Origin of the sequence: Bacillus sp. FSL K6-1560, from assembly GCF_038592935.1 — a bacterium.
GTDB lineage: Bacteria > Bacillota > Bacilli > Bacillales > Bacillaceae > Bacillus > Bacillus subtilis.
The window spans coordinates 3220872-3236541 of sequence record NZ_CP151946.1; the positions used below are offsets into that span (position 1 = coordinate 3220872).

At 42.4% G+C, this 15670-nt stretch carries 17 protein-coding genes; 7 read left to right on the plus strand and 10 right to left on the minus strand.

Features of this window, described 5'->3' with window-relative positions:
- Positions 1-10: 10 nt before the first annotated feature.
- From NYE22_RS17205 to NYE22_RS17215, 3 genes are all read right to left on the minus strand, one after another.
- Entirely contained in the window at positions 11-673 is a 663-nt protein-coding gene (locus tag NYE22_RS17205) for an HAD family hydrolase (RefSeq protein WP_003233396.1), read from the minus strand.
- Positions 674-800: 127 nt separating this feature from the next.
- Entirely contained in the window at positions 801-1223 is a 423-nt protein-coding gene (locus tag NYE22_RS17210; protein ID WP_003245462.1) for a CBS domain-containing protein, read from the minus strand.
- Between the two features lie 136 nt (positions 1224-1359).
- Entirely contained in the window at positions 1360-1755 is a 396-nt protein-coding gene (locus tag NYE22_RS17215; protein WP_003233401.1) for a YhcU family protein, read from the minus strand.
- A gap of 110 nt (positions 1756-1865) precedes the next feature.
- Between NYE22_RS17215 and NYE22_RS17220 the strand changes: the two genes are divergently transcribed.
- Positions 1866-2774: an RluA family pseudouridine synthase gene (locus NYE22_RS17220; protein WP_342412005.1), complete on the plus strand. Its 909-nt coding sequence runs from the start codon at positions 1866-1868 to the stop codon at positions 2772-2774.
- Between the two features lie 29 nt (positions 2775-2803).
- Here the strand turns inward: NYE22_RS17220 and srtA are convergent, their stop codons facing one another.
- The gene (gene srtA, locus NYE22_RS17225) at positions 2804-3400 is read right to left on the minus strand and encodes a sortase SrtA (RefSeq protein ID WP_072175840.1); all 597 of its coding nucleotides are present in this window, start codon (positions 3398-3400) and stop codon (positions 2804-2806) included.
- On the minus strand, positions 3397-7053 hold the full coding sequence (gene yhcR / locus NYE22_RS17230) for an endonuclease YhcR (protein WP_161985870.1): 3657 nt from the start codon (positions 7051-7053) through the stop codon (positions 3397-3399). Before yhcR ends, srtA begins: the two co-directional genes overlap by 4 nt.
- 82 nt (positions 7054-7135) lie before the next feature.
- Between yhcR and NYE22_RS17235 the strand changes: the two genes are divergently transcribed.
- Positions 7136-7789 (plus strand): spore coat protein, encoded by a 654-nt coding sequence (locus NYE22_RS17235; protein ID WP_120027925.1) that lies wholly within the window; start codon positions 7136-7138, stop codon positions 7787-7789.
- Here NYE22_RS17235 and NYE22_RS17240 read toward each other — a convergent pair.
- Positions 7721-8689 (minus strand): hypothetical protein, encoded by a 969-nt coding sequence (locus NYE22_RS17240; RefSeq protein WP_342412006.1) that lies wholly within the window; start codon positions 8687-8689, stop codon positions 7721-7723. The genes NYE22_RS17235 and NYE22_RS17240 overlap by 69 nt on opposite strands.
- A gap of 120 nt (positions 8690-8809) precedes the next feature.
- Complete coding sequence (locus tag NYE22_RS17245; RefSeq protein WP_038829230.1) at positions 8810-9385, minus strand: YhcN/YlaJ family sporulation lipoprotein; 576 nt, start codon at positions 9383-9385, stop codon at positions 8810-8812.
- 149 nt (positions 9386-9534) lie between these two features.
- Between NYE22_RS17245 and NYE22_RS17250 the strand changes: the two genes are divergently transcribed.
- From NYE22_RS17250 to NYE22_RS17260, 3 genes are all read left to right on the plus strand, one after another.
- The gene (locus NYE22_RS17250) at positions 9535-9981 is read left to right on the plus strand and encodes a hypothetical protein (RefSeq protein ID WP_342412007.1); all 447 of its coding nucleotides are present in this window, start codon (positions 9535-9537) and stop codon (positions 9979-9981) included.
- A 391-nt stretch (positions 9982-10372) separates the two neighbouring features.
- Complete coding sequence (locus NYE22_RS17255; RefSeq protein WP_021479686.1) at positions 10373-10690, plus strand: helix-turn-helix transcriptional regulator; 318 nt, start codon at positions 10373-10375, stop codon at positions 10688-10690.
- Positions 10677-11246 (plus strand): DUF2812 domain-containing protein, encoded by a 570-nt coding sequence (locus NYE22_RS17260; RefSeq protein WP_032725270.1) that lies wholly within the window; start codon positions 10677-10679, stop codon positions 11244-11246. The genes NYE22_RS17255 and NYE22_RS17260 overlap by 14 nt, the downstream gene beginning before the upstream one ends.
- Before the next feature lie 101 nt (positions 11247-11347).
- Here the strand turns inward: NYE22_RS17260 and NYE22_RS17265 are convergent, their stop codons facing one another.
- Entirely contained in the window at positions 11348-11539 is a 192-nt protein-coding gene (locus NYE22_RS17265; protein WP_032725269.1) for a hypothetical protein, read from the minus strand.
- 3 nt (positions 11540-11542) lie between these two features.
- Positions 11543-12934 carry an L-cystine transporter TcyP gene (gene tcyP / locus NYE22_RS17270; RefSeq protein WP_283934179.1) on the minus strand — a complete coding sequence of 464 codons (1392 nt, stop codon included), beginning with the start codon at positions 12932-12934 and terminating at the stop codon, positions 11543-11545.
- Between the two features lie 172 nt (positions 12935-13106).
- On the opposite strand from tcyP, the gene dgcK reads away from it, so the two are divergent.
- On the plus strand, positions 13107-14186 hold the full coding sequence (gene dgcK / locus NYE22_RS17275; RefSeq protein ID WP_342412008.1) for a diguanylate cyclase DgcK: 1080 nt from the start codon (positions 13107-13109) through the stop codon (positions 14184-14186).
- A 2-nt stretch (positions 14187-14188) separates the two neighbouring features.
- On the opposite strand, the gene NYE22_RS17280 is transcribed toward dgcK, so the two are convergent.
- The gene (locus NYE22_RS17280) at positions 14189-15019 is read right to left on the minus strand and encodes a MetQ/NlpA family ABC transporter substrate-binding protein (protein ID WP_342412009.1); all 831 of its coding nucleotides are present in this window, start codon (positions 15017-15019) and stop codon (positions 14189-14191) included.
- Between the two features lie 435 nt (positions 15020-15454).
- On the opposite strand from NYE22_RS17280, the gene cspB reads away from it, so the two are divergent.
- Positions 15455-15658, plus strand: a complete 204-nt coding sequence (gene cspB / locus NYE22_RS17285; RefSeq protein WP_003224086.1) for a cold shock-like protein CspB — start codon at positions 15455-15457, stop codon at positions 15656-15658.
- The last annotated feature ends 12 nt before the right edge of the window (positions 15659-15670 follow it).

A 15670-nucleotide genomic window follows, 5' to 3' on the forward strand; every position in this document is an offset into this window, starting at 1 on the left:
TCGCTCCTTTCTAGTTTTGTGAGTTCAGATGATCAAGCAATAGGGCGAGCTCCATCTCCGCCATTGATTCAAGCCTGTGATCATAGTCTTCAAACATCAAGGTACCCGTTACTTTATTCGGGACAATGACACACTTCATGCCTGCACGTTTCGCAGCAATCGAACCATTGACAGAATCCTCAAACGCGAGACATTCCGCTGGCGATACCCCGAGGTTCTTTGCCGCCAATAAATAGAGTTCAGGATTCGGCTTCACCTCTTCCACATCATCAGCCGTTTGAATAACTTCAAAATCATCAAACAGGCCGATTTGCTTCAAATGGCCGGAAACCCATTTATAATCAGAGCTGGAGGCAAGGCCTATTTTTAAGCCTAAATCCTTTGCCGCATTCAAATACGCTTCGACACCAGGTCTCGCTTTTTCTGTTTCCATGCGTTTGGCGAACCGCTCTCTTCTCAATTGTGTGAGCTCTTCATGGTTCAGCTTTTTCCCGATCTGCTCTTCTAAATAGTCAAATGGCCGGAAACCCGCAGCAGTTCCGATGACCTTCCCCCAGACAGATAGCGGCAGCACTGAGCCGTGCTCTTCAAATATTTCCTGAAGAACCTCATATTCGTGTGTTTCTGTATCTAGAATAAGCCCGTCAAAATCAAAAATTAACGCTTTAATCACTGGGTACAACTCCTTTAGTCCGAATTGAGACATATGTATACACTCAACTATACCCCGAAACAAGTCTGCTTTCAAAAAGTAAGGTTTTATGTGAAGAAAGAGCCTGCACACTGCAAGCTCTTTCTTATTAATGAATGTTTTGGTGAGAAATGTTTGTCAGCGCTGATCCCGCAGACTCGTTCGACATCTGATTGACTGCCAGGTCTCCAAGCGCAACGATCCCGACTAGATTGTTTTGATCTACAATAGGAAGGCGGCGGATTTGGTGCTGGGCCATCAGCTGCGACGCGTCTTCCAGACTCATATTAGGGTTTCCTGATACGAGTTCTGTTGACATCACTTCTGAAACGGGTGTCTGGCCATCACGGCCCTGAGCTGTAGTTCTTAATGCAATGTCACGGTCAGTCAGCATTCCTTTTAAAACACCTTGCTCTACAACGGGGATCGCCCCGACGTTATGCTGTTTCATTAGAGAAGCCGCTTCCTGAATCGTTTGATTCGGAGAAACGGTTGCCACCTGCGTTGTCATTGTATCTTTAACTGAACTCATTGTCAGCACCCCTTTCAATCATTAGTATGTTCAGACACGAGCCGTTTAAAAAGGGAGTTAGAGGAAAGGTTTTATGATATGATTTCTCTGATACAAAAAGAGCTTTTCTAAAAATAGAAAAGCCCTTGCCGCATGATTATATCAGCCTTCTTTGACCGAAAAAGGCTTTGTTAGTCTTCTTTTGAAAGTCAGAAAAAGCAAACGGAAAATAAATCCCAAAATCATTCAGCATCTTGCTGTTTTTTTCAAAAATCGCCTGATCACTCAAATCAGAGTGCGGCGAAGGCTTGGTCAGGATAATATGTATCATTTGCAGACAAGCCATAATTTGAAATGCTTCTTTTAATGTTCCTTGGTAATAATGGTTATTTAAAGACAGAACGCCTTTCTTTTTAAAGCGCTGAATGTCCAGTTCGGAGAAATAAAGAGGAAATACATCATGGATCAGCTCCATAGACAGCTCCTTGATAAAGCTCTCCTGTTCTGCAGTTGCTGCGTTCACAATTCTCACGTCAATCACCTTTCTTGCCATCGAATATCCTAAGTCTTACTCAAGAATAGCACAGAAAAAAACGCGAAAGCTAAGGTAAGTGTTTCCTATGAGAAACAGCAGCCTTCCGCTTCGAAAAGGAGCCATTTAACATGAACCAAAAAGGCAGAGGGCTTGAGATCCTCATCAATGAAAAACAGGACGGCCAATGGCTGTTTTCCGTACTCAAAACAGCGCTCAAAGCTTCTAAACCAGTGATACAAGACTGGATGTCCCATCAACAGATAAAGGTCAATCACGAATCCGTCTTAAACAATATGATTGTAAAAAAGGGAGACCGTGTGTTCATTGATCTTCAGGAAAGTGAAGCATCTTCGGTCATTCCGGAGTATGGCGAGCTTGATATTTTATATGAGGACAATCATATGCTCATCGTCAATAAACCCGCTGGCATCGCGACGCATCCGAATGAGGATGGGCAAACCGGCACACTGGCTAATTTGATCGCTTATCATTATCAGATAAATGGCGAAACATGTAAGGTGCGCCACGTCCATCGTCTTGATCAGGATACATCTGGCGCTATCGTTTTTGCCAAGCATCGTTTGGCACACGCCATCTTAGACCAGCAGTTAGAGAAAAAGACGCTGAAGCGTACGTATACCGCCATCGCTGAAGGTAAGCTACGGACGAAAAAAGGGACAATTAATTCACCAATCGGCAGAGACCGGTCACACCCGACAAGACGCCGGGTTTCACCAGGCGGGCAAACAGCCGTCACTCATTTCAAGGTAATGGCCAGCAATGCGAAAGAACGGCTGTCACTCGTTGAATTAGAGCTGGAAACAGGCAGAACACACCAAATCCGTGTTCATCTGGCGAGCCTCGGCCATCCGTTGACAGGAGACTCGCTTTACGGAGGCGGGAGCAAGCTGCTAAACAGGCAGGCACTGCACGCCAATAAAGTACAAGCGGTTCACCCGATAACAGACGAGCTCATAGTTGCTGAAGCCCCTTTCCCTGCTGATATGGAAAACCTTTGCCGCATATATTTTTCATGAAGAAAAGCCGCAGGCACTGCCTCGGCTTTTTAAGTCACTCGTTTTCCATATATAATATAGCGCTTCGGGGCATTTCCGACGTATGAAAACGGATAACAGGTCGTCAGAATCAGCTCTTCCTTTTCATGCTGGAGCGTGATAATAGATGTGTCATCCTTATCGACAATTTTTGTTTTTACAATTTCATATGTAAATTCTCCATATGACAGGAGAATGCGGAGCCGATCCCCCTTTTCCAGCTCTCCCGTCCGGCGAAACACGGTATCCCGATGCCCCGACAGCACAATTTGTCCGTTTTCATCAGGATAATAGCTGTCCTTGTAATGCCCGACACCTTTTTCTAAATCATCAGCATCGGTGCCCTCCACGATCGGAAGCTCTGCATTGATTTTCGGTATTTCCAAAATGCCGCTCGCTTGGCCGGTCTCAGGCTTAAATGATGCTTTGTTCTTTGCTTGATCTGTGCTATTTTTCGTCCCCAAAAGTTCCTGCGGCTTTTCAGCCGCCAGTTTTGCTTCTTTTAATGTCTGTTCTGTTTTCATATTCGTATCGATCAATTTAAAGCCTCCATAGCCTGCGATCACTAGGCCGGCAGCAATGATGAATAGTGGAATAACTTTTTTCACGTTCTGGAGGCGCTCCTTTTTCTTCTGACATATAGATAAGTTCCTGACAATGTCACCGCCGCACCCATTACGATAAAGTTATAGTAGTTTGCTGATGTATCTGGAAGCGGATGCTCAGACCCGCTTTCCCCGCCCTCGTTTCGTAACGGCAATGTGCTGATGCTATTAGCAGTATCAGCGGTTTTTGTGTTGTTGATTGGTATTTCATTGAATCTCGAAATGGCTGAAGGCGGCAGCTGATGAACCGGTGCTGTTCCCGGAGTTTCTTTTATATCAGGCAAATCTTCACCTGGCCTTGGATCCTCTTTAATCGGATCCTCCGTCACCGGATCATCTCCAGGCTCTTCCGTAATAGGGTCTTCTGTTACAGGGTCTTCAATATCACTGGCTTCAGCAAGCTTAATTCTTCCCTCTTTTGTATACGCAATTGGCTCATCATAACTCTTCACGTACTCAACTGTCGCTTCCAAATCCTCAGGCCCTGTCACCGGATTTTTTCCCAGCAGTCCGATTGGCTGATATTTGGTTCCTGTCGCCGTCGCCATAAAGTTGTTGACGGTCAATGTATATGTGGCATCGGGCTGGATCTCGGTGCCATCTGCCATTTTCATATCAACTGCTTTTCCGGTTTCTTTATCCCACGTATACGTAAACCCGCTGATGCTGTAGTCAGGCCCAAAAACCGGCGAGATTTGAGCATTGATAATCTCTCTTAAATCTTTTCCTTTAATCTCAAGCTTCGTTAACACATTTCCAAATGGCTGAATATTGTAAAGATCTCCCCACGTAATTGGGCCCTTCTTCAACACTTCACGTATGCCGCCGCCATTCATAAGGGCAAAATCCGTTTTCATGGCAGTTCTCATACCATCCGCAATCAGGTTTCCAAGAGGTGTATCGCCGTCATTTGAATACCCCCCTTCCATATCAACAGCGGCTTCGCCGACTACCTCGCTGATAATCGGTTCCGCAATTGTTTCGTATTTCTTTAAAATGGCTGACGCGCTGACATCCGGTTCGATTTTACTTTGATCAACATATACGATTTCCGCGGACTTTTTGACAATGTCTTTTGTCGTTTTATCGATCTCTACATCAACGACACCTATCGCTTTTCCATATTCAAACGCTTGAACAATCAGTTTTCCATTCACTTCACCGTTAACAACCTGATGATTATGCGCGGCAAAAATCACGTCAATTTCAGAATCTGTTTTGTTTGCAAGATCAGCGGACTCACCGGTAATGGCGTTGCCGTTTTGTTCAGCTGACATATGTGCGAGAACCGCGATGGCCTTCACGCCTTTTTTCTTCAGCTCTTTGGCCGCCTTATTCACCGCTGTTGCTTCATCTGTAAACTTGATATTTTTTATTCCTTCAGGCATAACCATGCCAGCTGCCGACTGTGTGACAACTCCGATAAAAGCAACGGGTACGCCCTCCACATTTATGATGTCATAAGCCGGCAAAAAGGGCTCTCCAGTTGATTTCATTTTACAATTGGCACATACAAGGGGAAAGTTCTGTCCATCATAACCGCTTGTGCCTTTCGGATGATCACCGCCATTTAAGATCCTCAGCAGTTCATCCGTGCCTTCATCAAATTCGTGGTTTCCCACGGTTCCGACATCAAATCCGATGTCCTCCATCAGTTCTACAGTCGGTTCATCCTGAAGAAGAGAGGAAACTGGAGAGCTTCCGCCGATCATATCTCCTGCGTGCACAATCAGCGAGTTTTTCTTTTCAGCCTTTTTTTCTTTTAAATATGCGGCGGCATAATCCATGCGTCCAAACGTGCCGTCTACAGTTCCATTTCCATCAAGATCAAGCTCATATTGCTGATCAATTTTGCCATGCAAATCATTCATGCTGAGAATTCTAAGCGGCACATGTTCTTGAGGTGCCGTTTGCCTTTTTTTATATCCCGCGCTCTCCGCTTCACTTGCTGAAGCGAAGAAAATTCTGTTTTCCACAGCTACCTTCTTCCAGTCAGCTGGCTGCACATATGTTTTATTCGACGAATCCCCTACATATCTTGTCAAGCCTTTCCTTTGCTCTCTGGCTCTGAATTCAAACGGCATTTCCATGAGCGGATCGTTTTCATTCCAGATTCCTTTTTGGTCTTTTTTTGCAGTGGCTACTGCGGCCTGAAACTGCTGGTAATCCTCTTCATTGTCAACCGGCCAAATAAAATACGTCGGAGCATATCCATTTTTCACAAGCTCTAAGTTCACGTTTGATCCTGATTCGGTTATGACTTGTCCGAGAAGTCTGCCATAGCTGTCCTTGGCTTCACTTCCGACCTTGACAGTAATTTTATCACCTGGGGACAGAACCGTTTTTAGATAGTCAGATGCTTTTTTGCCAAATCTTAATTGATTTTCATCTGCGTCATTTTTTGGTGTGTGATATGTTTCGGGTGTATCTACATTTACAAACCGGATTTTTGTCGTGCCAAGCACCGGAGATTTGAGATGAATGGTATCGCCGTCAACGACCCGGTCAACAATCCCTTCATATTCTCCCTCCGCAGACGGAGGTGCAGGCTGCTCTTCAAGCAGCTTCAGGTCAGCCAATTTTCGCGGAAGCAGCTGAAAGGTTTGGTATCTGCTTAACACACCGGTAAAGTCATACCATTTGCCCTCATCAAGCTCGTCTATCACCCCTGTTTCATTCATAACCCGGAGCGTCATTGCATGATGGTCGTCATCAATCATTGTTACATTGTAACCGCCGCCGGCAGGAGAACTTGGAATTGAGGAAACAAAAGCGGTTAGTTTCACAAGGCGTCCTTCATACTGATCACCTAGGCTGCCGTTAATAAGTTCATTGATTGTTAAGTGTTTGGGGGCGGGGAGGGATTGATTTGACTGGTTGATTTTGATGCCTGATGAGCTTGGAACGATTTCTTTCAGCCCCTGGTAAGACGTGATTTTCCCTGTCACCGTGACATCCATACCCTCTTTTAATTCGGGAAATTGTTCAGGGGATGGCGAATAAATGTTAATGCCTCCGGTTTCATCTTGCAAAAAGGTCGACAGCTTCCCGCCTCCGATTGCGTTTTGATCAGCTGTAATGATCCCTTTTATCGTTACTTCTTCATTCAGCCTTCCCCGTGCTTCATTTATGGTCACTGGCTGTTCAGCCGGCGGAGTTTTCGTGTCATCGGTTACGTTCATCGACTGAACGTTTTTAAGTCCTGTCGTGTTAAAGTAATTTTCAAGCTTTCCTTGAACCGTTATCTTTTTCCCAAGAAGAAGCGGATTGGTTTGCAGCCCAAATTGGCTTCTGAAGGCGGAGGGGATTTGCACAGGAAGGATGTGATCAGGCGATGTCTCGTTTTTACGGTCTGCCAGCGCGACATTATAATCATTTGAAAAAGGACTTGTCAGCTTATAATGCAGTGGGGAAACAGTCTGGCCGACTGCATATCCTTCGATAAGCGCCTGTCCTTCTTTTTGCTGTATTGCCTTCTCAACTGATATAGGCTGCTGCGGTTCAGCTGCTTTTACAGCTTCGCACGTGTACATTACATTTAAGAACATCAATGCCGTGATCAACACAATATGCAGAATACGCCTCATCATATTTCCTCCCTTAATATACACATAATGACAATGACTTTGTCTGTCTATCATTTCGACAGACAGCATATAATTCCTTTCAGGCTTCTGCATAATAAGCGGCAGACTGACACAAAATACAGCTGATCTGAAAAAAAAGGAGGAATTCGGTTTGGATCAGTTCAATCAGCAGCAGCAATCCCAAATGAACAAAGGTATTCCTGGCAAACCGCATAAAAACCATGGCGGACATGAAATGTTTGATATGCATGAGGTGCTTTCCGGAACACTTACTGTGCTTGATCAGTTTATGATGCTGAGACAATTCTGTAAGGATCAAGAATTATTAAACATCCTTGATCGTCAACATCAATTCATCACATCTCAATACAATATAACTGCAGAATGCTTCAAAACAGGAAGCGAACCTTCACAAAAAACAGCAACTTATATGATGAAGGAAGACAATCAGACTGTTTACGGCATGCAGCCGTCACAGCCTAAAAAACCTGTTCAATCCATGAATGATATTGATGACAGCATCATCAGCCGACAAATGCTTTGCGCGATTAAAGCACAAGCTTCTATGCTGACGATGGCTTCTCTGGAAATGACAAATCCGGCCGTAAGACGCGTACTGTCTGCGCAAATTCAGGAGTATGTTGAAATGGCATTTGAAATTTTCCTATACCAAAACAAACACGGCTATTACCAGGTTCCTCAGCTTGATGCGCAGGATATGGAACAGCTGAGAAATTCATTCGCCCCTGCCCAAGGACAAATACCTCCGACACAAGGCGGAATGGGTCAGCAAGGACTTCACTAATAACAAAGGCATTGGATAGATACTATCCAATGCCGCACTGTTTTTTTCGAATTTTTTCTTAAAATCTTTTTCAAATTGATCAAGACTTTCCTTTGTTGCTGATTTAAACCCTTTTTCAAAGTCCCCTTTTTTTGCTGTTTCCTTAATCATTTCTGAAATAATGTCTTTCCCGTATTTGCCGGTCAGCTCATCGATCATATAAAAGCTTTGCAAATAGACATCAGTGTCATATTCGGCTCTGGCTTCCTGCCAGTCTCGATCAGTCTGCAAACGGTCAAAGGGCACGACAGAAAACGTGATCGGGTCTATGAGCAATTCATAGTTCGCAATCCACTCACTTAACCCTTCATGAAACCATAACGGAAACTCATCGGGATCCGTCTCAAGCTCCTTCAATTTCTGATGAAACGCATGGTGCGAGTATTCATGAATCAACAATCTCTGGTACAAATAAACCGCTACCTCGTCCCCTTCTAACAGTTTCTTTTTCTCTTCAGGCAACAATCCGATCAGCTGCTCCCGTTCAGAATAAAAACCAACTACATCCAATAAACCGGAGTAAGCCTCCATCTGTTTTTCATTAGGAAAAAAAATAATGTCAATAGGCTTTTGATTCGAATATCCAATCATAATCTGATTAATACTGACCGCATATTCAAGCGTTTTTTTCGTCAATGGCAGTAGGGGCTTTTCCTTAGAAGTGTAATAAATATCGGCCTGTTTGAATGACTCTTTCTTCATGTGCTTCGTCACTTGGTCTTTTGTTATTCCAGATGCCTGACCTGGAAAAGACAGGATATACATCGCGCTTGATACGATGGCTGAGCTTACAGCCAGCATCACAAGGACTCCGCACAGGAATAGAGCGGATGCCGCACGCTTTCCTATGCCATCCCGCAAACGTCTCCCTCCCTGAGCCGGTCCGTCTTGTACCTTTTTATTTTTACTCTATGCAGCCTGAGTTCGCAGTGTGTCATTAACGCAAAGAAAAAGCCGCACAAATTGTGCGGCTTTTTTTATTTATTCAGCGTTAGGGAATACGCGCTGTACAGTTTGTGTAAATTCATCAAATAATCCGGCGATTGGGTCACCATTTTGAATGCGCTTTCCATATCCTTGCATACGCTCTACAAAATCAGGGTTAGCTGAAACGTAAACATTATCAATGTTTTTGTCAGTAGATCTTACCTTTTTGGCTATTTTTTTCTTCAAATTGTCTTCTACTGCACCTTTATTTCCATTAGTTAAAACGACTGCAACGTAAGCTTGATTTCCAGCAACAATGACATCGGCATGTTTTACTTCTTTTAGGTCTGTTACTTTATCAGCTGCTTCATCAGCAACCTCGAGTTTCCGGTCGTTGTTATTATCGTCATTTACACGATTGTTATTGTTATTGACATTATCAGTAACATTGTTGTCAACATTATCCCGGTTGTTTACATTGCGCATATCGTCATTGGCCGGATTTCGATAATTTACATTTCTTACATCATTATTATCACGTCTGCCCTCACCTTGGTCGGCCACACCGCAGCCAGTCATAAGCAAAGGGATAAGAAGCACAGACGCAAGAACTTGTTTTTTTCCAAGCATGTGAATTCCTCCTTTATCACTTTACGTATAGGTTTTTCTAACTGGCTTTAATTATGCATGCAAATCTGGAGGAAATGCTTTCCCGGGAAATATAACGGTTAATTTGTCTAATGAGGGGGAAAATATGAATACACTGCAAAGGAGGGATCATGTTGTTCAACCAGCGAAGAGGAATCAGCACCGCAGCATTGATCATAGGATCAACTATGCTTATTGCTGCATTATCACCTCAGATCCGCCACAGAATCAGCGGGTTTATCACAGGACAAATGAACAGACGAAATTCAGAAAATAACACGTTTGATGCTTCTAATGTAGGAAACATAGTCAAACAAGCATTTGGCGGCGGCAGCGGTGATAACCAGGACCGTTCGCAGCATCAAAGCCAGCGGCAAAATGGCCGTCAGCACCAGCACGCAGGACAGCAGCAACCACAGCATCAGCATACACAGTCTCAAACTAGGCAAACTGAGACAGCCGCGAAAAAAAGACAGCCGCATTATGCTGAACCCATCCATTTTGAACAAAGCGCAATGAATGTCATGGACGACAACACGATGATGGAAATGTTGGAGGACTTAGAACCCGGCCGTTAAAAAAACGTGTAACCTGTCAGATTGCATAAGGGCTCAAATAGTTAATTATATTGCCCTTTAAGGTGGTTTTTTCTTTTAAATTTTCTATATTTCCCCGCCTGTTTTTGAGTGCAATTGATGAGCTAAAAAAATCCTTCTTTCGTTCAATGAGAACGTTTGAAGGATTTTTTTGTTTATGCTGCCACTCTATCCGAAGCAATCTTTATCGATTCATTATTAGCTCCCTCATCAAGCTGAAAAGGACAGAACACTATTCATTTTGTTTCTTGCTTCAACACTCAACATTTAGAATTTACTCGAGCGTTGGAAAATACTGTTGACTATTCAGTTGAACTGTATTACATTATTATTAAGTTGAACTATATAGTCGAACTGAATAGAGGGTGCAGATATGAAACACAAATTATTACCATTGTCTGAAACCATGCATTATATTTTATTAGCTCTGCGTGAGCCGCTCCATGGCTATGCCGTAATGCAGAAGATAGAAAAGATAAGTAACGGTACTGTTATTTTAGCAGCGGGTACATTATACGGTGCAATTGAAAACTTGAATAAGCATGGTTGGATTGAACCTGTTGGAGAGTCAGGCCGGAGAAAAGTTTACATGATAACTGAAGAAGGAAGCGCCATTTTAAAAATGGAACAAGATAGGTTATTGCATATTTTATCCTTGTACGAAGGAAGTGAATCGAATGAAGAAATTTAAGATGTTTTTTGATATTGAAAAAGAGGAACAATGGCTGAACGAGCAATTACAAAAAGGCTATCGTTGTACAAATATTAGTGGATTAGGAATATACACTTTCGTAAAAACCGACAAGAGATATGTGATCAGACTGGATTACCAAGATATTTTACCAAAGAAAAAGTTCCAAGATTACAAAGGGATATATGAAGACTTCGGTTGGAATTATATAAATGGCCCTTGGCTTAGTGGGATTCGATATTGGCAAAAAGAAGATGATGGTCAAAATGAAATCTTCTCGGATCGCCAATCAAAGAGTAATTATTATAAAAGATTGATGAATTATTCTTCTGGTTTAGGTTTCATGTGTTTGTTTTTTTCTTATATGATCTATAAGGATTCAGGTTTATATTTAACTGAAGGTCTTTGGAGTATGAAAGGTGAATGGTTTTGGAAAGCATTTTTATTTGAAACTCCATTTGCTCTTTTGAGGTCGCTTCCCGCCCTTATGGTTGTTTTATTTGCGGCCAGTTTCTATAAAGTGTATCGAAAGTATTCAATGTTAATAGAAAAATAATGCGAAGAGGTTCATTATGAACTTTTTTAATTCAATGAAGCACGATTGAATTAGATTTGGATACTCATCTTCTAGCAGGAATCTTTTATGTGTGCCTCAGATTAGTTAGCGTCTTCCAAGATACCATGAATACTCGTTAAAAAAGCAATTTTCATTTCAATTAAATCAATCCATTGATCAGCAATGCCGGCTGATCTTCCCCAAAAATGAGAAAAAGAAACCCATGAAACCTTTATATTACAAGGTTCATGGGTCTTATTAACGTGTAATCCTGTCGGATTACACGTTTTCATATGTTACGCTTCTTCAGCTTCAATCACTCTGGATTGATCATGAAATGCCCCTTGATCAATTTCCTTTGTGACCTTACTTGTAATAAGACCGGATGTCATGCTTCCGCTGACATTCAAAGCAGTACGCCCCATGTCGATTAACGGTTCAATTGAGATTAATAAACCTGCGAGCGCGACAGGCATGTTTAATGATGATAAAACAAGAAGCGCCGCGAATGTCGCTCCGCCGCCGACTCCGGCAACACCGAAGGAGCTGATGGCAACGACTGCGATAACAGTGATAATAAACACCGGGTCAAATGGATTTTGGCCGACAGTCGGAGCAATCATCATCGCCAGCATCGCAGGATAAATGCCGGCACATCCATTTTGGCCGATCGAAAGACCAAATGAACCGGCAAAGTTTGCGATTCCCTCCGGTACACCCATGCTTCTCTGTGTTTTAATATTCAGCGGTAAAGCACCTGCGCTAGACCTTGACGTAAATGCAAATACAAGTACAGGCACCGCTTTTTTCAAATAAATCACCGGATTCAAGCCGCTGAACGTCAGCAGCAGCAAATGAATGATAAACATAGTGATTAACGCGGCATATGAAGCAATCACGAACATGCCCAGTTTTAGAATGCTGTCAAGATCACTCGTGGCAATTGTTTTTGTCATGATGGCCAGCACCCCATAAGGCGTCAGTCTCAAAATGAGTGTGACAACACGCATAACAATGGCATAAACGGCATCAACCAGTTTTTTAAATGTTTCTGCCTGTTCCGGCTGTTTGTGTTTTACGCCGAGGAATGCCACTCCAAGGAAAGCGGCAAAAATAACGACAGCGATCGTTGAAGTCGGTCTAGCTCCCGTGAAATCTAAAAACGGGTTTCCAGGCAGCAGTTCAACAATCTGCTGCGGCAGCGTTTTCGCTGTCATATCCTCTGATTTCTGCTGAAGCTCCTGTCCCCGTGAAAGCTCTGTACTTCCTTGGTCAACCTGAATCGCCTGCAGATCAAATGAAAGCGCGGACGCGATACCGACAGCTGCAGCAACAGCTGTTGTTGCTACTAAAATCCCGATAATCAAACCACTGATTTTTCCAAGATTTTTTGTCAGCTTCAGCTTTGTAAATGCGCCGAGAATCGAAATAAAGACGAGCGGCATGACAACCATCTGAAGCAATTTGACATATCCGCCCCCGACAATATTAAACCAGTCGGCTGTTTGAATGACTATATTTGAAGTCGGGCCGTAAATCAGCTGAAGCGCAAATCCGAATACAATCCCCAGCCCCAGCGCAGTAAATACACGTTTAGAGAAGGAAACATGTTTTTTCTGCATAACAAAGAGCCCTAAGATAAGTAAAAATAAAATAAATACATGTAATACAACCAGTAAAGTCTCCAAAGCAGGTAAACTCTCCCTTCAAATTTTCTCATTTACTATATTACACTAATTCCGATGGGTCAAGTGCGAATTATTTTAACTTGTCAATTCAAGTAAAAAAACCTTATATAATGCCTTTTTTGTTCTTTTCTTTCCCTTCCATCTTTAGTACCTTATATAAGGGTGATAATATTTGCTGAAAGAACTGTTTGTAAATTTGACCATTTTAATCACATTTAATTATCTCTTCACCCACCTGTTTAAAGAAAGGCTAGTACATAAAAAAGACAGCATATCCTTTCAAGCTGTTAAAGGACTGGCCTGCGGTTTGCTCGGGGTTATTCTGATGGTTTTTGGATTTACCTATCAGCATTCAATTATTGATCTTCGAAATATCCCTATTATGATTGCCGCTCTTTATGGAGGCTGGGTTTCAACGGCAACGGCCCTGGCCATGATCACTGCAGGCCGCTTGCTGATTACGATGAACACATCTGCACTATACTCGGTTATTATCATTTGTATCGCTGCCATTCCGTCACTCATTGTTTCTAGAAGAAAAAAAGTTCAACTAAAACATGCTTTCTATCTTTTAATAATCACAAATAGCTTGATCTCCTTTTCCTTTTATTTTCTTATAGATTTACATTCATACGAACTTCATTTGTATTTTTGGATCATATCAATAGCGGGCGGCATGCTCAGTTTATATATTATTGATCATGAAACAAATGCACATCTTCTTTTTAAACAATATAAGTTTCAGGCGCACTTTGACTTTTTAACAGGCGTGTATAACCGAAGAAAGTTTGAAGAAACCACAAAAGCTCTGTATCAGCAGGCGGCCGATACCCCGCATTTTCAATTTGCACTGATTTATATGGATATCGATCATTTTAAGACCATCAATGACCAATATGGCCATCATGAAGGAGATCAGGTGCTCAAAGAGCTGGGGTTACGTCTGAAGCAGAGCATCCGAAATACAGATCCTGCCGCTCGGATCGGCGGTGAAGAATTTGCCGTTCTCCTGCCGAACTGTTCTCTTGATAAAGCAGCCCGGATCGCTGAACGGATCAGGAGCACTGTAAGCGATGTACCGATTGTATTAACAAACGGCGAAGAACTTTCAGTTACGATATCACTAGGGGCCGCTCATTACCCCAATAATACGGAACAGCCAGGATCCTTGCCCATTCTTGCCGATCAAATGCTTTACAAAGCCAAAGAAACGGGACGGAACAGAGTGTGTTTTTCAGAAAAAAAAGAATGAATTCAATGTTCGAATTCATTCTTCCAATCTGAAAGACGTTTCAAAGGCAGAAAAGCCGGGACAAGATCTCCCTGATATTCTTTTTCTATAAATGCCGCTGTATCATCAGCTTGATAAAGCTCAAGAATGGTTTGCAGCGCTTCCCGATCTTGATCCTCCGCTCTGACAACAATCAAATTCATCTCTTCCCCAGACATGAGTCCGCCGCTCTTTAGCGTATGCTTTTTCGGGTTCAGGCCCGCTTTTTTTGCTTCTGATGGTTTCATGACAAACACGTCGGCACCGCTCACTGCATCCTGTTGCCGGACAGCTTTTAATTTCAGGTGTCTCGGATTATCTTTAATCATATCAACTGAACCTGTTCCGTTAAATCCGTTTTTCAGCGTTAGCAAACCCGCTTCCTGGAGCACCGTAAGCGCCCTGCCAAAATCGAACGCTCTATCCGGAACAGAAACGACAGCTCCTCGCGGTATATCTTGGATTCGGTCATATCGTTTTGAATAAATGCCCATAGGCGTTATGTATGTCGTCCCGAGCGGCGTCAAATTAAGTTTGTATTTTTGGGTGAACGACTGAAAATATGAAATGGTTTGAAAGGCGTTGGCATCAATTTCTTTGTTAGCAAGTGCGATATCAGACTCCGCATAATCAGAAAAAGGGATCAGCTGAATATCCAGCCCTGCCTCTTCAGCCTTTTGAGCAATATAGTTCCATATTGCCTCGTCAGACTCAGCAATCCCGATTTTTATCGATTCATGTTCTGCAGACGGTGAACATGCAGTAAATGAAACGAGAAGAACAAGGACGAAACTGCATATAAGCCACTTTTTCATTGTGACCATACTCCTATCTATGTATTAGAGCATGCAAGCAATATCAGACATAAAAATCATACGCTCTCTTAGTTGATAAACGTTGTCATTTGTAATATTGATTAACTTTTACCTTACTCATATCCAATAAGGTTGTCAATTCCTATTACTTATCTTCCCAAAATGAAGGAATACTAAGGCAAACGTATGATCACATATCGAGAAAGCAGATGAATTACCGCAAATAAATATCAAATTGAAAAATAAATATGGTATTTTCCGAAAAAAGTTTCAATAAGCAGTTGTTTTTTCTGAAGATTACTGGTAGAGTAAAGGTAATTATTTTTGTTCGAACTATCTTTAAGAAGAAAGTTTTGTAAGAGTTTTCGTCTTGAAAGTTTGTTAAGAGCAAGAATAGTGAATTTAAGCGTTATGATCGCTTTAGGAGGAAATTTCATGTTAGAAGGTAAAGTAAAATGGTTCAACTCTGAAAAAGGTTTCGGATTCATCGAAGTAGAAGGTCAAGACGATGTATTCGTTCATTTCTCTGCTATTCAAGGCGAAGGCTTCAAAACTTTAGAAGAAGGCCAAGCTGTTTCTTTTGAAATCGTTGAAGGAAACCGCGGACCACAAGCTGCTAACGTTACTAAAGAAGCGTAAGCATAAATTGAT